The 19,036-nt window shown below is 36.6% G+C and carries 21 protein-coding genes and 1 tRNA gene; 19 read left to right on the forward strand and 3 right to left on the reverse strand.

Translation table 11 applies throughout. The annotated features are described in order from the left end of the window. The first annotated feature begins 2 nt into the window (after positions 1-2). From LB465_RS06600 to LB465_RS06645, 10 genes are all read left to right on the forward strand, one after another. Positions 3-707 (forward strand): type 1 glutamine amidotransferase, encoded by a 705-nt coding sequence (locus LB465_RS06600; protein ID WP_224468439.1) that lies wholly within the window; start codon positions 3-5, stop codon positions 705-707. Between the two features lie 118 nt (positions 708-825). Continuing rightward, positions 826-1,683, forward strand: coding sequence for a bifunctional helix-turn-helix domain-containing protein/methylated-DNA--[protein]-cysteine S-methyltransferase (locus tag LB465_RS06605; RefSeq protein ID WP_224468442.1), 858 nt, complete (start codon positions 826-828; stop codon positions 1,681-1,683). Positions 1,684-1,685: 2 nt separating this feature from the next. Further along, the gene (locus LB465_RS06610) at positions 1,686-2,399 is read left to right on the forward strand and encodes a 2OG-Fe(II) oxygenase (RefSeq protein ID WP_224468444.1); all 714 of its coding nucleotides are present in this window, start codon (positions 1,686-1,688) and stop codon (positions 2,397-2,399) included. Between the two features lie 4 nt (positions 2,400-2,403). Continuing rightward, complete coding sequence (locus tag LB465_RS06615; protein WP_224468447.1) at positions 2,404-2,649, forward strand: Ada metal-binding domain-containing protein; 246 nt, start codon at positions 2,404-2,406, stop codon at positions 2,647-2,649. After that, a complete protein-coding gene (locus LB465_RS06620) occupies positions 2,636-3,238 on the forward strand; it encodes an alpha-ketoglutarate-dependent dioxygenase AlkB family protein (protein WP_224468450.1) in 603 nt (200 codons plus the stop codon). Before LB465_RS06615 ends, LB465_RS06620 begins: the two co-directional genes overlap by 14 nt. Positions 3,239-3,310: 72 nt before the next feature. After that, positions 3,311-4,042 carry an SDR family NAD(P)-dependent oxidoreductase gene (locus LB465_RS06625; RefSeq protein WP_224468453.1) on the forward strand — a complete coding sequence of 244 codons (732 nt, stop codon included), beginning with the start codon at positions 3,311-3,313 and terminating at the stop codon, positions 4,040-4,042. Between the two features lie 176 nt (positions 4,043-4,218). Continuing rightward, on the forward strand, positions 4,219-4,800 hold the full coding sequence (locus LB465_RS06630; RefSeq protein ID WP_224468455.1) for a Crp/Fnr family transcriptional regulator: 582 nt from the start codon (positions 4,219-4,221) through the stop codon (positions 4,798-4,800). A 64-nt stretch (positions 4,801-4,864) separates the two neighbouring features. Next, complete coding sequence (locus LB465_RS06635; RefSeq protein WP_224468457.1) at positions 4,865-5,491, forward strand: FMN-dependent NADH-azoreductase; 627 nt, start codon at positions 4,865-4,867, stop codon at positions 5,489-5,491. 175 nt (positions 5,492-5,666) lie between these two features. Continuing rightward, a complete protein-coding gene (locus LB465_RS06640; protein WP_224468460.1) occupies positions 5,667-6,515 on the forward strand; it encodes an AraC family transcriptional regulator in 849 nt (282 codons plus the stop codon). An 80-nt stretch (positions 6,516-6,595) separates the two neighbouring features. Next, entirely contained in the window at positions 6,596-7,087 is a 492-nt protein-coding gene (locus LB465_RS06645) for a DUF2938 domain-containing protein (protein ID WP_224468462.1), read from the forward strand. A gap of 381 nt (positions 7,088-7,468) precedes the next feature. Here the strand turns inward: LB465_RS06645 and LB465_RS18480 are convergent, their stop codons facing one another. The 3 genes from LB465_RS18480 to LB465_RS06660 form a co-directional block, all read right to left on the reverse strand. After that, positions 7,469-7,678 (reverse strand): hypothetical protein, encoded by a 210-nt coding sequence (locus LB465_RS18480; protein ID WP_449619097.1) that lies wholly within the window; start codon positions 7,676-7,678, stop codon positions 7,469-7,471. A gap of 285 nt (positions 7,679-7,963) precedes the next feature. Then, on the reverse strand, positions 7,964-9,235 hold the full coding sequence (locus LB465_RS06655) for a site-specific integrase (RefSeq protein ID WP_224468465.1): 1,272 nt from the start codon (positions 9,233-9,235) through the stop codon (positions 7,964-7,966). Between the two features lie 215 nt (positions 9,236-9,450). Further along, positions 9,451-9,525, reverse strand: a tRNA-Pro gene (locus LB465_RS06660). A 182-nt stretch (positions 9,526-9,707) separates the two neighbouring features. Between LB465_RS06660 and LB465_RS06665 the strand changes: the two genes are divergently transcribed. From LB465_RS06665 to LB465_RS06705, 9 genes are all read left to right on the forward strand, one after another. After that, positions 9,708-10,907 (forward strand): PQQ-dependent sugar dehydrogenase, encoded by a 1,200-nt coding sequence (locus LB465_RS06665; RefSeq protein ID WP_224468467.1) that lies wholly within the window; start codon positions 9,708-9,710, stop codon positions 10,905-10,907. A gap of 92 nt (positions 10,908-10,999) precedes the next feature. Next, positions 11,000-11,608 (forward strand): uridine kinase, encoded by a 609-nt coding sequence (gene udk, locus LB465_RS06670; RefSeq protein ID WP_224468469.1) that lies wholly within the window; start codon positions 11,000-11,002, stop codon positions 11,606-11,608. Between the two features lie 89 nt (positions 11,609-11,697). Then, positions 11,698-12,015, forward strand: coding sequence for an FtsB family cell division protein (locus LB465_RS06675; protein WP_224468471.1), 318 nt, complete (start codon positions 11,698-11,700; stop codon positions 12,013-12,015). A gap of 24 nt (positions 12,016-12,039) precedes the next feature. Further along, positions 12,040-13,422, forward strand: coding sequence for a methylmalonyl-CoA mutase subunit beta (locus LB465_RS06680; RefSeq protein WP_224468473.1), 1,383 nt, complete (start codon positions 12,040-12,042; stop codon positions 13,420-13,422). A 14-nt stretch (positions 13,423-13,436) separates the two neighbouring features. Then, complete coding sequence (gene scpA / locus LB465_RS06685; protein WP_224468476.1) at positions 13,437-15,572, forward strand: methylmalonyl-CoA mutase; 2,136 nt, start codon at positions 13,437-13,439, stop codon at positions 15,570-15,572. Positions 15,573-15,660: 88 nt separating this feature from the next. Next, positions 15,661-16,542 (forward strand): SDR family oxidoreductase, encoded by an 882-nt coding sequence (locus LB465_RS06690; RefSeq protein ID WP_224468478.1) that lies wholly within the window; start codon positions 15,661-15,663, stop codon positions 16,540-16,542. A gap of 164 nt (positions 16,543-16,706) precedes the next feature. Next, positions 16,707-17,471 carry a ParA family protein gene (locus LB465_RS06695; protein WP_224468480.1) on the forward strand — a complete coding sequence of 255 codons (765 nt, stop codon included), beginning with the start codon at positions 16,707-16,709 and terminating at the stop codon, positions 17,469-17,471. A 3-nt stretch (positions 17,472-17,474) separates the two neighbouring features. Then, on the forward strand, positions 17,475-18,380 hold the full coding sequence (locus tag LB465_RS06700) for a ParB/RepB/Spo0J family partition protein (RefSeq protein ID WP_224468483.1): 906 nt from the start codon (positions 17,475-17,477) through the stop codon (positions 18,378-18,380). Next, a complete protein-coding gene (locus LB465_RS06705; protein WP_224468485.1) occupies positions 18,370-18,966 on the forward strand; it encodes a DUF5683 domain-containing protein in 597 nt (198 codons plus the stop codon). The genes LB465_RS06700 and LB465_RS06705 overlap by 11 nt, the downstream gene beginning before the upstream one ends. Positions 18,967-19,036 lie beyond the last annotated feature (70 nt).

Consider the following 19,036-nt stretch of genomic DNA (forward strand, 5'->3'; position numbering starts at 1 on the left):
AAATGAAACCTCTACGAATACAATATTTTCAACATGTCCCATTTGAAGGTTTGGGTTACATTGAAAAATGGGCTAATAAGAATAATCACCAATTATTTGCTACTAAATTCTACGAAGATTTCACCCTACCAAAAATTACAAGTTTTGATTGGCTGATTGTAATGGGTGGCCCTATGGGCGTTTATGACTATGAGAAATTTCCCTGGCTTAATGCTGAAATTGAATTCATTCAACAAGCTATTCAAGCCGATAAAACTGTGATAGGTATTTGTTTAGGTTCACAACTTGTTGCAGCAGCATTAGGCGCAAAGGTATATTCCAACACTATAAAGGAAATCGGTTGGTTTCCGTTGACTAAAACAAAAGCAGGAAAACAGCATAGATTACTGAGTGAATTGCCAGACAGCTTTACCTCCTTCCACTGGCATGGTGATACTTTTGACTTACCAAACGGCTCAGCACGTTTATTACATACGAAGGCCTGTTCCAATCAAGCATTTCTTTACAATGACAAAATACTTGGACTGCAATTTCATTTTGAAGTTACTCCAGAGACTTTAAAAGAAATAACAACAAATTGTCGCCATGAACTTATTCCACAATATTACATCCAATCCGAGCAGGAAATATTAACTAAAACTGATTTCTGCAAAAAATCAAACGATTATTTAGATAGTATTTTGACTAAATTAACCTTGGGGAAATAAAAGACGAGCTTATACTGACTGTTGTTCGTCATACAAAAAACAACTGTACATTCAGCAAGTTTCGGGTTTTATAGGAGTAAAGTCAATTCTATTTTTGCTATTATAAATTTTGAATTAAATGAACGAGCAAGAATACATCAATTATACTCGAATAGCAGAAGCTATTGAATATATACAACAAAACTACACGAAGCAGCCGAAGCTTGATGAAATTGCGGAGAAAGTGCATTTAAGTCCTTTTCATTTCCAAAGACTTTTTACCGATTGGGCAGGTGTTAGCCCTAAAAAATTCCTGCAATTCATAAGCGTTCAACACGCAAAAAAAATTCTGACAAGTTCACAGTCGTCCTTATTTGAAACCGCTTATAAAACAGGACTTTCGGGAACAGGTAGGTTACACGATTTATTTGTGAAAATAGAAGGAATGACACCAGGAGAATATAAAAACAAAGGAGAAAACCTTACCATAAACTATAGCTTTTCAGAAAGCAAATTTGGGGACATTTTAGTTGCTTCTACACACAAAGGTATATGTTATATGGGTTTTTCGGATGACAAAGGAAATGCTTTTTCAGAATTAAAAATACGTTTTCCAAGAGCCAGTTTCATTCAACAAACGGATGAGATTCAAAAAAACGCCTTACAAATTTATACCCAAGATTGGAGCAAAATCAATAAAATAAAACTGCATCTAAAAGGAACAGAGTTTCAATTAAAAGTTTGGGAGGCACTTTTAAAAATTCCAACAGGAAATTTAGCCACCTATGGAAATATTGCCAACGCAATTCAAAAACCAAACGCATCAAGACCAGTGGGAACTGCAATCGGAAACAATCCCGTTGCCTTTTTAATTCCTTGTCACAGGGTAATTCAATCCACAGGAGTATTTGGTGGTTATAAGTGGGGAAAAACTCGAAAAACCGCAATTATTGGCTGGGAGGTATCGAAAACTGACGTTTCAAAAATTACTGTTTAGCAATGGAAAACCTTAAAACAAGAATCACTACAACCGATTGGCAAAGTGTAGCTGAATCAATGAACGAAAAAGGCTACGCCTATATTCCTGAAATATTGACAGACGACCAATGTGAAAAACTAATTCAAGCATACGATAACGAATACGCATATCGAAAAACCGTTATAATGGAACGCTATCGCTTTGGTTTGGGCGAATATAAATATTTTGATTATCCACTTCCTAAAATTATTCAAACATTAAGAGAATCTATTTACCCTAAACTTTCACCTATTGCAAATCTTTGGATGAAAGTGCTGAAAATTGAAAAATCGTTTCCCGATACTTTAGAAGAATTGCAATTGCTTTGCCATCAAAGTAACCAGTTGAAACCGACCCCTTTGATTTTAAAATATGGGAAAGGCGGTTTCAATACTTTGCATCAGGATTTATATGGTGAGGTATATTTTCCAATGCAAGCCGTACTATTTTTAAATGACCCTGAAAGAGATTTTACAGGTGGGGAATTCGTTTTAACACAACAAGTCCCACGAGCACAATCCAAAGCCATCGTTCTAAAACCAAAAAAAGGCGATGTGCTCATTTTTACAACCAATTTTCGACCAGTTAAAGGAACAAGAGGATATTACAGAGCAAATATGAGGCACGGAGTTAGTGAAGTAACCAAAGGGGATCGCCATACTTTAGGAATCATTTTTCACGATGCAACAAGTTGACATAATGATAAAACATATTAAAATAGACGATAGTAAGCTGCATCAAAAAATAAAGCAAAAAGAAATCGCTTATGGCGGAAATCACAACCTGAAAATTTACGGGACATTGAATTGCAAATCGGGAAAAAGAATGAAAAAGAAAAACCGAGTATTTTTTACTTCAATCGAACAAGCAAAAAAGCTAGGTTATAGACCTTGCGGACAATGTATGAAAGCAGAATATAAATTATGGAAAAATGGATTTATTTAATGACAATCCTATATCGAATATATTACCAAATGATGGAGAAGTAAATTATTATGGAAAAATCCTTAACAATGAAGACGCTCAACATTATTTCGACCATTTATTAAGAAATATTCAATGGGACAATGACAAAGCCATCATTTTCGGAAAATTAATTGTAACAAAAAGAAAAGCAGCCTGGTATGGCGACAAACCATTTGACTACACCTATTCAAAAACCACCAAATCCGCCTTACCTTGGACAAGGGAACTTTTAGAAATAAAAGAAATAATTGAAAAAAAGACAGGAGAAACTTTTAATTCCTGTTTACTCAACCTTTATCATAGTGGGGAAGAAGGTATGGCTTGGCATAGTGATGGCGAAAAGGACTTAAAAAAGAATGGTGCAATTGGTTCGTTAAGTCTTGGGGCTGACCGCAAATTTTCCTTCAAACACAAAGTAACAAAACATACCGTTTCGGTGATTTTGGAAAAAGGTAGTTTGTTGGTAATGCAAGGAAGGACACAAACAAATTGGTTACATCGTTTGCCACCGACCAAAAAAGTTAAAAGCCCAAGAATTAATTTAACATTTAGAACAATCGAAGTTTAAAATAGCAAGTATTGGGTTTTACAAGCTTAATCACCAAGGTAGTTTTGCATTATAATTTTAAAACAAATAAAAATGCAAACACTAAAAAACAAGGTTATTTTGATCACAGGAGCGAATAGAGGAATCGGAAAATCGCTCCTTAAAGCATCGTTGGAGAAAGGTGCAAAAAAGATTTATGCGACTTGCAGAAATGTTAGTAAAATGCCTGATTTTGGAGATGAAAGAGTTGTGTCTTTAGAGTTGGACATTACCGATAACCTTCAAATTTCAAAAGTTGCTGAAAAGGCAACGGACGTTGAAGTACTTATTAATAACGCAGGTATTTTAAGCCAAGGTAACATATTGGAAGGAGAAATTAGTGCCGTTGAAAAAGATATGAAAGTCAATTATTATGGCACAGTAAATATGATGAGAGCATTTGCCCCAATTTTAGGGAAAAATGCACCAGCCAAAATCGTTAATCTCGTTTCCATAGTAGCTTATTCTCCACTTCCATCAATTGCCGCATACGCAGTTTCAAAAGCTGCATTATATTCAGCAACGCTATCGGCAAGAATTGAATTAGCCAAAAAGCAGATAGCTGTACACGTTATAAACCCGGGTGCAATTGATACAGATATGAATAAAGGAAGCGATTGGGATATGCCAGCACCAGACGGAGTTGCCAAAATAATATTAGATAAAGTTGAAGCAGGAGAATTGGATATTGTTCCTGATGAAATGGGACTTGGAATGTACAATGCCTGGAAAGAAGAACCTTCGAAGTTAGCCGAAATGTATTCTAATATGTACCACGGGGAATAGAAAAGGACATTAAATGTGTGAAAAAAATACTAACGCACAAAAATGTATAAAAGCAAAAGCGGTTCAGGTGCAAGCTCGAACTGCTTTTGCCTTTAATTAAGTATATTGTCAGTTGAAAAGTAAGGGCGTTTTAATCGGCTACTGCTCTAATACTATAAAGTTAGTAAAATGAAGTAATGTACCCACAATTATTAATAAACATATCAAAGCATATTACCCTATCCTCAGAAGAAAATAAGCTGTTTGAATCTTTTTGGACAGAAAAAACTTTGAGCAAGGGTGATTATCTGTTGAGAAATGGAAATATCTGTCGATCCGATAATTTTGTTGTGCAAGGTGCATTGAAAGCCTTCTACATAAACTCTGAAAATGGTAAAGAGGAAATAATATATTTTGCTATTGATGAATGGTGGGCAACTGACATTGAAAGTTTTCGAGAACAAAAACCCTCTATATATAGCATAAAAGCCTTAAAAGACACTAAATTGCTACAAATCAGCTATGATTCATTTCAAAAAATGTTAAATGAAATTCCCAAACTTGAACGGTTTTTCAGAATTATCCTTGAAAATTATTTGGGAAGCCTACAAAGAAGAATCATTTTGAATAACATACTGGATGCAGAACAGCGGTATTCCGATTTTCTGAAAAAATATCCTGAAATTGCCGAAAAAGTGCCACAATATTCAATTGCTTCGTATCTAGGTGTTTCTGCAGAATTTTTAAGTAGAATTCGCAAAAAGAATAAATTAAATTGAACTAGGTCAATTTTCTGCATTTTCTTTTTGATAAGCTTTGCCTCATAATTTAAAATTTAAAGAAATGAACAAAGTACTAATCATTAATGCAAGTGTAAGAAATGAAAAATCTTACAGCAGAAAACTAACACAACTATTTGTTGAGAACTGGAAAAATAAAAACCCGATAGACTCTTTTACCTTTAGGGAAATTGGATTAGTTCAAATTCCTTCTATTGATGAAAATTGGATTGCTAGTGCATTTATTAAACCCCAGGATAGAACCCAAGAAAATCAATCAGGTGTTAGCTACAGCAATTTGTTGGTCAAGGAGTTAAAGGAACATAACATTTATGTTATAGGAACACCCATGTACAATTGGTCCATTCCTAGCAATTTAAAATCATATATCGACCAAATAATGCGAATTAATGAAACTTGGAAGTTTCGCTCAGGTGAACCTGACGGAGTTTATGTAGGACTGCTTAAAAATAAAAAATTATTTATCTTATCAAGTAGGGGTGATACTGGTTATGGAGAGAATCAAAAAAATGAACATATGAATTTCCAAACTACTTACTTAAAATTTGTATTTGAGATTATGGGCATAGAGGACATTACGGTTATTTCATTGGACAATGAAGAATTTGGGGGTGAAGTCTTTGAAAAATCTAAACAAATCATTTATTCAAAAATTGAAATGATTGAATAAAAACCTTTTACTAAAATTATATAAGTAAGAAAGAGCAGCAGCTTCTGGAGTAGCTTAAGCGACTGCTCTTTTCTGTAAATGCGGTGGTTTTGGTATATACTTAACTGACATTAAATCCATTGTACTTACCGTTAATTATACTTTAAACATACTAAAGACTACCGAAATACTCAAAGTGAAAAATATCCAAATAAGAAACATACGAGAACCCAGTTTATCAGGAAGTTTTACGATAAGTAATCTAAATTCTTTACTCGCTGAAAATGATATGGTCGAAAAAATTCACCGTCATAATTTCTTTTATATACTTACTATTAAGAAAGGAAATGGTGAGCATCAAATTGATTTCACAAACTATCCGGTCAATAATTGCTCAGTTTTTATCCTACGTCCAGGTCAAGTGCACCAACTTTTATTAAAAAAAGGAAGCAAAGGCTACTTAATGGGTTTTGACGCAAGTTTTTATTCTCCCAAAGAGCAACAAAAAAGAAAAGCATTTCGGGAAGCAAGCTTTAATAACTTCTATAGCTTCGAAACTCAATATTTTAGTAGTTTAATTTCTGTTTTAGAATGCATTTTTCAAGAGTATTCCAATAGAGAGATAATGTACAAGGAATATATTAAAGCTAATCTGGATATTTTTTTTATAGAATTATTTAGGCAAAGCAACAAAAGCAACATTTTAACTCATAACAATCTTCACTTCCAAGAACTCTTTGATGAGTTGATGGAAATGCTTGAAATACATGTCCATGACCATAAACAAGTGACTTATTATGCAGAAAAACTAAACCTCACTTCCTATCAACTCAATGCAATTACTAAAAATAATTCAGGAAAAAACTGTTCTCAGTTAATCAATGAGCGAATTATACTTGAAGCTAAGAGACATTTACTGGCAACTTCAAACCAAGTAAAAGAAATTGCATACCATTTAGGCTACGATGACCCATCTTATTTCATTAGGTTTTTTAAAAAACACACTGAATTTACACCTGAAGATTTTAGACAAAACTTTAAATAATTTCTATTGCTTTTGATTTTTGTCCTATCTCTGTACCTCTTTTCCCATCTATCTTTGTTGGAAATTAAAAGGCATAAATTATGAGTTCAATAACGCAAACAATTCTAATTGGTATAGGAGCTACGCTATCTATGGATATGTATGCTTTAATACTAAAATTATTTGGTATAAAATCTCTTGACTATAGATTTGTAGGTCGGTGGATAGGAAACTTTCCCAAAGGTAAGTTTTTTCATAATAAAATAATGGATTCACCTCCTATTGCCTATGAACAGGCTTTGGGTTGGATTGCTCATTTTTTCATTGGTATCGCTTTTGCATTTTTGTTGGTGTTGATTTTTGGTAAGGAATGGCTAGAGACCCCAACTATTTTTCCAGCATTAATTATCGGCATAATCACCATTCTAGCCCCTTTTTTTCTTATGCAACCTGCTTTTGGTTTTGGAATTGCAGGTTCAAATTTACCTGACCCGAACAAAGCCAGACTTATGAGTCTTATAACTCACTGTGTTTTTGGAATCGGTTTGTATCTAAGTGCCATAATAATAAGCCAAATATTAAAGAATGTTTAGAAACAACCGTTGACAATAAAAACTACCGCCAACATTGGTAACCGTTGCACAAGTCCCTAATTTTTCAAAATTGATCCAAAATAAGCCGCTTTGAGCGGTTTTATTTTTTAGGTCGATTAGGAAATGTTCAACGCTTGGAAAGAGGAACCATCGAAGTTAGCCAAAATGTATTCAAATATGTATCACGGGGAATAGAAAAGGAGTGCGAACGCACAACAAAGAGCTGAGTTAAAAAACAAGTTCGCTAAGCTAATTTCGAAATAAAATTTTCCTCATAGGGCAATTCTGATTTAGCGATAGGGGTCGGTAAATTAGACTCTGTCTGATCTTTCAATTCCCCCTGGGGCTAGCCCCCAGAGGAATTTGCGTATATGACCAGCGCTATCCTGCCCCCATATTTAATATAAAATTGCTGGATCGTAAGGCTTCAATTATGTAGTGGGGCAGTCGATTTCCTCGATGTTTCTTGTAGCCAGTAGACAGATTGAGTAGTGACATATCATTAGTGAAAGCACCTTTGGTTTTGGTAACTTTCTGGATTTGACGATGGAAGCCTTCTGCGGCATTGGTGGTATAAATAATCTTTCTAATGGTTTCTGTATACTCAAAATACTGGGAGAGCTGTTCCCATTACGCTTATTCCCTTTAGAGTGTTCAACACTATTCAGGTGGTAGTCCATCTCTGTATCAAGGGTTCTCTCAATATCGTTCTTTAACAGCACCATTTGCACCAAAAGGCTCTTGCTAGACATGACACCTTCTTCTCGAATTCTTGGTGTTCTTTTTTATCATATAATTCTATCTAAATGAAATTAATAAATAATCCTATGCAGACAGAGTTTATTTTACACCCTTGCGAAGCTCCGTGGTCGTTTGCTACGGCTGATTATTTCCTACTTTTAGAACTTCGGCATTTTTTCTATCCTTCTTCGCCATCCTTTTTTCCAAGGCGGTTATATCATTGCTGACTTTATGCTCCATAACTCTTGCATAAATCTGGGTAGTAGATAATTTTGAATGCCCTAAAAGTTTGGACACCGTCTCAATAGGCACCCCATTAGAAAGAGTAACTGTGGTAGCAAAGGTATGCCTCGCGGAATGAAAGGTTATATGTTTTCTCACTTTTGAAGCTTTCATTACTTTTTTTACATATTCATTCATCTTTTGATTGGATCTCACAGGAAATAAATACTCACTAACTAGGTCAATCCGTTTATCCTGATATTTTTTTAAAATAATATCCGCTTTATGGAGTAGTGGAGCTTTTACCGGTTCATTAGTTTTTTCGCGTTTGGTAGATATCCAGTTTTTACCGTCCATTCCTTTAACGATATGATCTTTGGTGAGTACTTTAAGCTCACCATAAGTAAGCCCGGTATAACAGGAGAAAAGGAACATATCTTTCACTCGTTCCAGTGATCCATTTTTAAAATAGGTTTCTTCGACCATTTTTAATTCCCGCTCCGATAAGAATTGACGCTCGTTCTTTTCAAACTTCATTTTATAATTCTGAAAAGGGTTCTTATCTAACCATTCTAACTTAATGGCGAGGTTAATCATTTTTTTAAAGCGTTCCAAGTGTTTCATAGTCCCGTTGGTGCCACAGGTCTTTCTTGCTTTTTTAGCACGGTAATTCCTGAGGAACATTTCAAATTCGGTAATGAATTGGTAATCAATCTGCTTTAGGTACACATCTCTGGTTTTCTTTTTCTTTTTTAGAAATTCGTCTAGGTATTTGGCTGTGGTATTATAGTTCTTAAGCGTGCCCCGCTTAAGGACGTCTTGCATTGTGCTATTATGGTAATCTATAATCTCCAGGAGGGTTTTGTGCTCTTCATCCAATCCCAGGTAGGAAGATTTCACTTTTTCAGCAGTGACTAAGGAATCTTTATCTAAAATTTTCTTCTGGGTGTCCAGCAATTTGGAATAGACCTGGTCTAAATAACTGTTCAGTATTTTGATCCTGGGAGAAGTTCCTTTAAGTCGTCCTTTAGAACTATCCCATTCATTCACTAAAGTTTTCCTTTTCAAGCTCATTTCAGAGCATTTTCCATTGACCGTTATACGGGCGTAAATGGATAATTCTTTTTTGTTCCGGTTGAGCTTCCTTGTAAAGAAAAGCACGGAGAATGTAGTAAAATCAGGCATTTCGAATGTCTTTAAGTTAAACAATAGGTGTTAAAGACGAAAGTCAAATCAATCTAATGATCATTCTAAGATAGTGAAATGCTGGAAAGAAAGTATTCACCGAATCATTCACTGAATAGGGTGATATTAATCCATATCAAATGATATCGTAAAAACAAAAAACACTGAAAATCAATAGATTAACAGTGTTTTTATATTCTTTTAAAGAAGGTTCGTCGGGGTGGCAGGATTCGAACCTGCGGCCTCCTGCTCCCAAAGCAGGCGCGATAACCGGGCTACGCTACACCCCGTAGCTTACAATAGCTCACGCTATCTTTATAATTTCAAAATTTCAACTTGTGAGAACTAATATCCTCCAAAGCGGGTGCAAATATAAGAAAACTTATCAGTCTACAAGAAAAACTTTAGATTTTTTATATCTTAGTTGAATCTTGCTTATAATGCAGGGTAAGCTAATCACAAAAAAATAATTATGAAACGAATTTTATTATTACTGGGCTTAATTTTTACATTCTCGGCCTGTGGAGAAAACCAGAAATCCGAAGAAAAAGCTGAAGCTGAGGAACAAACAGCAACCAACGAACAAGACAACGAAAATCCATTACCCGAAGAACAGCCTGAAGCCGTTTCACCAGATAGGGAGTATGAGCACGAAGTAGTCGTAGAGAATATGTCAATCCCGTGGGGATTTGACTTCCTTCCTGATGGCAGTATACTCGTTACCGAAAAAGGCGGAGATATTTACCATTTTAAAGATGGAAACAAAGTAGCTGTATCTGGTGGGCCTGAGATTTACAATCAGGGACAGGGAGGCTTATTAGATATCGCTCTTCACCCAGATTTTGAAAATAACAATTGGGTTTATATAACCTATTCCTCTGATGAAGGTGAGGGCGAAGGTGGAAATACTGCCTTAATGCGAGCTAAATTGGAAAATAACCAATTAACAAACCGTGAAGATCTTTACAAAGGAGAACCAAATTCTACCAGAGGTCAGCATTTTGGTTCCAGAATTGTATTTGATGGTGAAGGCCATTTATTTTTCAGCATTGGAGATCGCGGAAACAGAGATGTTAACCCACAGGATATCACAAGAGACGGTGGTAAGATCTACCGACTTAACTTAGACGGAAGTATTCCTTCAGACAATCCTTTTGTAGGAGAAGAAAACGCTAAGGAAGCAATTTATTCTTACGGACATAGAAATCCGCAGGGAATGATCTATAATGAAGAAACCGGCGAAGTTTGGGTTAACGAACACGGCCCAAAAGGTGGCGATGAAATAAATGTTATTAAAGCCGGAAAAAACTACGGTTGGCCTGTGGTAACTTATGGTGAAAACTATGACGGTACTACAATTACGGAAGATAGAACCGGACCAGAATTTTATAACCCACTAACTTACTGGGTACCTTCCATAGCTCCCAGTGGATTTGAAAAGGTAACCTCAGATAAATATCCTGAACTAGAAGGAAATCTATTAGTTGGTTCTCTTAAATTCCAATATTTAGAACATTTAGCTATGGAAAATGGTGAAGTAATCAAAAGAGAAAAATTATTAGAAGGTCTGGGAAGAATGAGAGATGTTCAACAGGGACCAGACGGGTTTATTTACGCCGCTGTAGAAGGAACAGGAATAGTAAAACTATTACCACTTGATGAAACTGAATAATTGACTATTCAAAACTCACTTAGTGAGTAATAAAACATCATATTTATTTCTAATTTGGGGCAAATGTTTAAATTTGCCCCAAATTTTTTTAGATGCTCATTATAGGAATTACAGGTGGAACCGGAAGTGGAAAGACTACGGTAGTAAGACAAATTATAGACGAATTAAAAAATGAAGAGGTAGATGTTATTTCCCAGGATTCCTACTACAAAGATCTAAGTCATTTATCTAAAGAAGAGCGGGTTAAAACCAATTTTGACCATCCAAAATCCATAGATTTCGACCTACTGGTAGAACATCTAAAAGAACTTAAAGCAGGTAATACTATTCAGCAGCCTGTCTACTCTTTCACAGAACATAACCGCACCAAACAAACCCTGGAAACCCAACCCAGAAAAGTGGTGATCGTAGAAGGTATTTTAATTTTTGCCCATCCCGACATAAGAGAAATGTTTGATATTAAAATATTTGTCCACGCCGATAGTGATGAACGCCTAATTCGTCGACTTAAAAGAGATATTTCTGAACGTGGCCGCGATTTAGATGAAGTTTTATGGCGCTATCAAACTACGCTGAAGCCTATGCACCAACAGTTCATAGAACCTACAAAGGAATTTGCAGATATCATTATTCCTACCAACCGTTACAACACCGTAGCTGTTGATATTGTCCAAACCATAATCAAAGACCGCTTGACCTAATTTTGTATCTTTAAGCCAAATAGCAGCCAAAAATTCAAGATTTTCGGCTTAACCAACATAATCTTAATTAATTACTGAAGTTAGAAGGTGTGAAATTAAAGGAATTAAGAAACAAAAAGTGGTTTAAAATTATCAGCAACAAATACGTGTTGCTCATAATTATTTTTGGGGGTTGGATGTTTTTTTTAGATAGCAATTCGTGGTTAGTTCACAATGAACTGAATCAGGAAATAGACGAGCTTGAAGAAAACAGGCAGTATTATGAGAATGAAATTTCTAAAGATAAGGCTACCATAGATCAGCTTCAGGATTCAGTAGAAATGGAAAAATTCGCCCGACAGCAATATTATATGAAACGACCGAATGAAGAAATTTTTATAATAGAATACGATACGATTGAGGATTAATTTTCTTCAAAAAAACCACATAAAATGACAGAATCATTATTTCAGGAATTTGAAGAAGTTTCTGCAAAGCAATGGAAACAAAAAATACAATTCGACCTAAAAGGGGCCGATTATAACGAGAAGCTCGTTTATAAATCCCTGGACGGAATCAATATAAAACCTTTTTATAATGCTGAAGATGTTGTAGACAGCATAAAAACACCTTCTCCTAAGAACTGGAACATTTGCGAGCGCTTATATGTCGCTTCTGCGGAAAAAACCAATATACGAGCCCTTGAAGTTTTGGGAAAAGGAACTGAAAGCCTTTGGTTTATTATTCCAAATGAAGAGATTTCTATTGAAGGCTTACTGAAAGGTATAGACCTTAAAAAAACTATTATTTACTTCAGTTTCAACTTTTTTTCTGAAAGTTATTTCAAACGTTTGCGGGAGTTTTTTAATGAAAAAAAACACCAGGTTTTTCTTCAGTTTGATATTATAGGAAACCTTGCCCGCTCCGGAAACTGGTATCACAATCTTAAGAAAGACCACGAAATCCTTGATGTCATTTTCACTAATTCCAACGCATTTAATTCGGTAATAAGTGTGGACGCTACTTTATATCAAAATGCCGGTGCTACTATTCCGCAGCAGTTGGCTTATGCCCTGGCACACGTTAATGAATATCTAAATCACTTTCAGGAAAAGCCGAATTTCGAGAAATTTCAGCCTCATTTTTTAATCTCATCCGGGCCAAATTATTTCTTCGAAATTGCAAAAATTAAAGCCTTGAGATGGCTTTACGCCACCTTGGCTTCTAAATATAAAATTTCTGAATCTTGCCATATTCTCGCGCAACCCACAAAAAGAAACAAAACGCTTTACGATTTTAATGTGAACCTGCTAAGAACTACCACCGAAAGTATGAGTGCGGTTCTGGGCGGCGTCGATACGGTTTATAATATGCCTTACGACACGATTTACCATAAAAACAACGAATTTGGAGATCGTATCGCGCGCAATCAATTGCTGGTAATGAAACACGAAGCCTATCTCGATAAGGTGGCGAACGCGGCAGAGGGTGCTTATTATATTGAAAGTCTTACCCAACAATTTGCTGAAATGGCCTTAGATATTTTTAAAGAAATTGAAAAAGGTGATGGTTTTTTAAAGCAATTAAAAGAAGGAGTAATTCAGCGAAAAATAAAAGAAAGCGCTAAAAAGGAACAGGAACAGTTTGATAAGGGTGAACTGGTTTTAATCGGGACCAACAAGTTTGAAAATCCGCAGGATAAAATGAAAGATGAACTGGAATTGTACCCGTTTTTAAAACAAAATCCGCGTAAAACTTTAATTGAGCCTATCCTGGAAAGACGTTTAAGCGAACAACTGGAACAGGAACGTTTGAAGCAGGAAAAGGCAGATTAATTTAAAATTAAGCAATGCAAAGAAAAGAACTTCAACATATAAAATTAAAGCAGCCGGAACTCGGAAAAAGGCAAAAAGAAGGAGAAAACAACACTTTTGAAACTCCCGAAGAAATAGATTTGCAGCCTTCCTATTCCAAAGCCGATATTCAGGATTTACAGCACTTAAATTTTGCGGCGGGAATTCCTCCTTATTTGCGTGGGCCATATAGCACGATGTATGTTAGCCGTCCTTGGACGATTCGCCAATATGCAGGATTTTCTACTGCCGAAGAAAGCAATGCTTTTTACCGAAGAAATCTTGCTGCCGGGCAGAAAGGACTTTCGGTAGCTTTTGACCTTCCTACCCATCGCGGTTATGACAGTGACCATGAACGCGTGATTGGCGATGTGGGAAAAGCGGGAGTTGCGATTGATTCGGTTGAGGACATGAAGATCCTTTTTGATCAAATTCCACTCGATAAAATGTCGGTTTCTATGACGATGAACGGTGCGGTTTTACCGGTTTTAGCATTCTATATCGTTGCTGCCGAAGAACAGGGCGTTAAAACGGAACAACTTTCAGGAACCATTCAAAATGATATTTTAAAGGAGTTTATGGTGCGAAATACCTACATCTACCCTCCTACTCCTTCAATGAAGATTATTTCTGATATTTTTGAATATTCTTCTCAAAATATGCCCAAATTCAACAGCATAAGTATTTCGGGTTATCATATGCAGGAAGCCGGTGCCACCTGTGATATTGAGCTTGCTTACACCCTTGCCGACGGATTAGAATATATCAGAAAAGGTTTAGACGCCGGGATGGATATTGATAGCTTTGCACCCCGACTTTCATTTTTCTGGGGAATTGGGATGAACCATTTTATGGAAATCGCTAAAATGAGGGCTGCCCGTATGCTTTGGGCAAAGCTTGTAAAACAATTCAACCCAAAAGATCCAAAATCGCTTTCGCTTAGGACCCATTCACAAACCAGTGGTTGGAGTTTAACCGAGCAGGATCCTTTCAATAATGTAGCACGAACCTGCATTGAAGCAGCTGCGGCAGCATTTGGAGGAACGCAAAGTTTACACACCAATGCCCTGGATGAAGCCATTGCCCTACCTACAGATTTTTCAGCGAGAATTGCCCGAAATACGCAATTGCACCTTCAACAGGAAACAAAAATCACCAAAACGGTAGATCCCTGGGCTGGAAGTTACTACGTTGAAAAACTTACCGATGAAATTGCAGAAAAAGCCTGGAAACTCATCGAGGAAGTTGAAGAACTTGGCGGAATGACCAAAGCTATTGAAGAAGGAATTCCGAAGATGCGAATTGAACAAGCTGCTGCAAAAAAACAAGCCAGAATTGATAGTGAAACTGATATTATAGTAGGCACAAACAAATACCGTCTCGAAAAAGAGGACGAACTGGTTACTTTAGAAGTAGATAACCAAACCGTTAGAAAACAACAGGTAGAACGTCTGGAAAAGATAAAAGCTGAAAGAAATTCCGAAAAAGTTCAAAAAGCACTTAAAGATCTCACCGAATGTGCTAAAAAAGAAAATGGAAATTTGCTTAGCTTAGCTGTTGAAGCCTCACGACATCGCGCTACTTTAGGTGAAATTAGCGATGCGCTTGAAGAAGTTTACGGTAGGCATAAAGCTAAAGTTCAAACCTTTAGCGGTGTATATTCCAAAGAAATGAAAGATAATACTTCGTTTAAAAAAGCCCGGGAACTGGCAGATCAATTTGCCGAACAAGACGGGCGAAGACCCCGAATTATGATCGCAAAAATGGGTCAGGATGGTCATGATCGCGGTGCAAAAGTGGTAGCCACCGGTTATGCAGATCTTGGTTTTGACGTAGATATTGGTCCGCTTTTCCAAACTCCAAAAGAAGCTGCAAAACAAGCCGTAGAAAACGATGTGCATATTCTTGGAGTTTCCTCTTTGGCGGCAGGACATAAAACCTTAGTTCCACAGGTTTTAGAAGAATTAAAAAAATTAGGACGCGAAGATATTATGGTTATTGTGGGCGGGGTAATTCCTTCGCAAGACTACCAATATTTATTTGATACGGGCGCTGTTGCAGTTTTTGGTCCTGGAACTAAAATAAGTGATGCCGCTATTCAGCTTTTAGAAATTTTGATAGAAGAAGATTAAACTCAAAAAAATAACCTTGAAGGTTTATAATTTATAAAGAGACTTAAATTTCACCTAGTGATTAAACCAACCAACTAAAAAATAAAATATGGATTATACTAAAAAAATGCTTCGGGACGATGCTTTAAAAGGCAAAACGATTGTCGTGACCGGTGGCGGTAGCGGGCTTGGAAAAGCAATGACTAAATATTTTATGGAGCTTGGAGCCAATGTTGCCATTACTTCGAGAAACCTGGAGAAACTTCAAAATACCGCCAAAGAACTTGAAGATGAAACCGGAGGAAAATGTTTTGCCGTGCAATGTGATGTTCGGCATTATGAGCAGGTAGAAAATATGCGTGACGAAGTTCTTAAAGAATTTGGAAGCGTTGACGTTTTACTGAACAACGCCGCCGGAAATTTCATCTCTCCAACCGAAAGATTAAGCGCCAATGCTTTTGATACTATTATTGACATTGTATTAAAAGGAAGTAAAAACTGTACCATGGCGCTTGGAAAGCATTGGATAGACGAAAAGCAAAAAGACAAAACCGTACTAAATATTGTTACCACTTATGCCTGGACGGGTTCGGCTTATGTAGTACCCAGTGCTACAGCAAAAGCCGGGGTTTTGGCAATGACGCGATCATTGGCCGTGGAATGGGCAAAATACGGGATTAGATTTAACGCCATCGCACCCGGTCCCTTCCCTACAAAAGGCGCCTGGGATAGATTATTGCCGGGAGATCTAAAAGATAAATTCGATCTTGCTAAGAAAGTACCGCTGAAACGGGTTGGCGAACACCAGGAACTGGCAAATCTTGCCGCTTATCTGGTTTCAGACTTTTCAGCTTATGTAAATGGTGAAGTAATTACCATAGACGGTGGTGAATGGCTTAAAGGTGCAGGGCAATTTAATCTACTCGAGGCTATTCCAGAGGAAATGTGGGACCAGTTAGAAGCGATGATCAAGTCGAAGAAAGGCAGCTAAAACGAGTTAATTCTAATGTTAGAAATATTCAAATTTTAGAGAATCAAACCGATTGTTAACCATTTAGGGCAACAACCGGTTTTTTATGTATAAGCTGTTAACAAAATCATTTTATAAACCTGTAATAAATTGTATTTTTACCCTTCAAAAATCAAAGAGACTTAATGGGTAAAATCATTGCTATTGCAAACCAAAAAGGAGGAGTGGGCAAAACCACTACCTCGGTAAACCTGGCCGCTTCGCTTGGAGTACTTGAAAAGAAAGTATTGTTAATAGATGCAGACCCACAGGCTAACGCCACTTCCGGACTCGGAATTGATGTGGAAGAGGTTGAGTTAGGCACTTACCAGCTTTTTGAAGAATCAATAGCTGCAGAGGATTGCATTCAAAAAACAAGTTCTCCAAATCTGGATATCATCCCGGCGCACATAGACCTTGTTGCCATAGAAATCGAATTGGTAGATCAGGATCAAAGGGAATCTATGCTGAAAAAAGCAATCACGCCCTTAAAAGAACTGTATGATTTTATTCTAATAGATTGCGCTCCTTCCCTTGGTTTATTAACATTAAATGCCTTAACAGCATCAGATTCTGTGGTAATTCCAATTCAGTGTGAATATTTTGCGCTGGAAGGTTTAGGCAAACTGCTGAATACCATAAAAAGCGTTCAAAAAATTCATAATAATAAATTAGACATAGAAGGTTTATTGCTAACTATGTACGATTCCCGTCTAAGGCTTTCTAACCAGGTTGTAGAAGAAGTTCAGAAGCATTTTGGCGAGATGGTTTTTGATACAATCATTCAAAGAAATGTGCGTTTAAGTGAAGCCCCTAGTTATGGTGAAAGTATTATTAACTATGACGCGGGTAGTAAAGGAGCCAGCAATTATTTGAGCCTGGCGAATGAAATTATAAAGAAAAACCCTTAGAAGATGGCGAAGGCGACTAAAAAACAAGCTTTAGGACGCGGACTTTCGGCTTTATTGAAAGACCCTCAAAACGACATACAATCTGCTGAAGATAAAAATGCCGATAAGCTGGTTGGGCATATTGTAGAACTGGATTTAGATTCAGTAGAAGTAAATCCTTTTCAGCCAAGAACCAGTTTTAATGAAGATAATCTTAAAGAACTGGCCTCTTCAATTAGGGAGCTCGGAGTAATCCAGCCAATTACCGTTAGAAAACTGGATTTCGATAAATATCAGCTGGTTTCAGGAGAAAGACGTTATCGTGCTTCAAAACTGGTTGGGTTAAAAACGATTCCGGCATATATCAGGATTGCCAACGACCAGGAATCACTGGAAATGGCTTTAGTTGAAAACATTCAACGTCAGGACTTAGATCCAATTGAGATCTCACTTTCTTATCAGCGTTTAATAGATGAAATAAACCTTACTCAGGAGCAACTTAGCGAGCGTATTGGTAAAAACCGATCTACAATTGCCAATTATTTACGTCTTCTAAAATTGGATCCTATTATTCAAACCGGAATGCGGGATGGTTTTATGAGTATGGGACACGGCCGTGCACTTATAAACGTTAGTGATCCACAAAAACAACTGGAGATTTACGAGAAAATACTTCAGAAATCTTTATCGGTTAGAGAAACCGAACAATTGGTACGCGAGATTAACGAAGGTAGTAAGGCTTCTAAAACTCCTAAAAAATCAGCTGCAGTCCCTACTTCTTATAAAAAAGGAATTAAAGAATTTTCAGAATATCTTGGCACCAAAGTAGATGTGAAAGTCACTAAAAAAGGTGCTGGAAAACTCAGTATTCCTTTTTCTTCCGAAGAAGATTTTATTCGACTCAAAAAACTTATCCAGGGTGAAGAATAATCGGGTTTTATCAGTTCTTTTTTTTCTGTTGTTCGTTTTAACGCTTACGGCTCAGGAAGATTCTTTGATGGTTGATACACCTGCAGTGCAGGAGACAATTTCCGAAGAAAAAGAGGAAGAAGAAGAAAAAGATTATAAACCCTATAATGCCCTCGCACCGGCTAAGGCCGCCTTCTATTCGGCTGTTTTGCCAGGTTTGGGCCAGGCCTACAATGGTCGCTACTGGAAAATTCCGCTCGTTTATGCCGGCATTGGTACCGGGGTTTATTTTTATATAAACAACAATAAACAATGGAATAGATATAGAGACGCTTACAAAGACCGGTTGGCTGGAAGAAAAGATGAGTTTGGAGACCGAATTACAACCGACGCACTAATCAGAGCCCAAGAATTTTACCGCCGAAATAAAGAAATTTCAATTTTAGTAACTGCCGGTTTTTATGTTTTAAACATTATTGATGCAAACGTAGATGCACATTTACAACAATTTAACGTGAGTGAAGACTTGACAGTAAAACCAAATATGGATTTCAATAATTTTACCGGTAAGTCCCAATACGGCTTGTCTTTAAATTATAGATTTTAGAAGTGGCCTACATAGACTATTGATTATATCATTCAATTGTTAATACTACCAATTAAATAAAAAACAATAT

It is taken from the genome of Salegentibacter lacus, from assembly GCF_020164555.1.
In the GTDB taxonomy this organism is placed as follows: Bacteria; Bacteroidota; Bacteroidia; order Flavobacteriales; family Flavobacteriaceae; genus Salegentibacter; species Salegentibacter lacus.

Excerpts from the sequence above, each read along its gene's own strand:
- LB465_RS06680 (WP_224468473.1), top strand. The coding sequence starts at position 12,040 with ATGACAGAATCATTATTTCAGGAATTTGAAGAAGTTTCTGCAAAGCAA.
- LB465_RS06635 (WP_224468457.1), top strand. The coding sequence starts at position 4,865 with ATGAACAAAGTACTAATCATTAATGCAAGTGTAAGAAATGAAAAATCT.
- LB465_RS06655 (WP_224468465.1), bottom strand. The coding sequence starts at position 9,235 with ATGCCTGATTTTACTACATTCTCCGTGCTTTTCTTTACAAGGAAGCTC.
- LB465_RS06695 (WP_224468480.1), top strand. The coding sequence starts at position 16,707 with ATGGGTAAAATCATTGCTATTGCAAACCAAAAAGGAGGAGTGGGCAAA.
- scpA (WP_224468476.1), top strand. The coding sequence starts at position 13,437 with ATGCAAAGAAAAGAACTTCAACATATAAAATTAAAGCAGCCGGAACTC.
- LB465_RS06615 (WP_224468447.1), top strand. The coding sequence starts at position 2,404 with ATGATAAAACATATTAAAATAGACGATAGTAAGCTGCATCAAAAAATA.
- LB465_RS06620 (WP_224468450.1), top strand. The coding sequence starts at position 2,636 with ATGGATTTATTTAATGACAATCCTATATCGAATATATTACCAAATGAT.
- LB465_RS06610 (WP_224468444.1), top strand. The coding sequence starts at position 1,686 with ATGGAAAACCTTAAAACAAGAATCACTACAACCGATTGGCAAAGTGTA.
- udk (WP_224468469.1), top strand. The coding sequence starts at position 11,000 with ATGCTCATTATAGGAATTACAGGTGGAACCGGAAGTGGAAAGACTACG.
- LB465_RS06645 (WP_224468462.1), top strand. The coding sequence starts at position 6,596 with ATGAGTTCAATAACGCAAACAATTCTAATTGGTATAGGAGCTACGCTA.
- LB465_RS06605 (WP_224468442.1), top strand. The coding sequence starts at position 826 with ATGAACGAGCAAGAATACATCAATTATACTCGAATAGCAGAAGCTATT.
- LB465_RS06690 (WP_224468478.1), top strand. The coding sequence starts at position 15,661 with ATGGATTATACTAAAAAAATGCTTCGGGACGATGCTTTAAAAGGCAAA.
- LB465_RS06625 (WP_224468453.1), top strand. The coding sequence starts at position 3,311 with ATGCAAACACTAAAAAACAAGGTTATTTTGATCACAGGAGCGAATAGA.
- LB465_RS06630 (WP_224468455.1), top strand. The coding sequence starts at position 4,219 with ATGTACCCACAATTATTAATAAACATATCAAAGCATATTACCCTATCC.
- LB465_RS06600 (WP_224468439.1), top strand. The coding sequence starts at position 3 with ATGAAACCTCTACGAATACAATATTTTCAACATGTCCCATTTGAAGGT.
- LB465_RS06665 (WP_224468467.1), top strand. The coding sequence starts at position 9,708 with ATGAAACGAATTTTATTATTACTGGGCTTAATTTTTACATTCTCGGCC.
- LB465_RS06700 (WP_224468483.1), top strand. The coding sequence starts at position 17,475 with ATGGCGAAGGCGACTAAAAAACAAGCTTTAGGACGCGGACTTTCGGCT.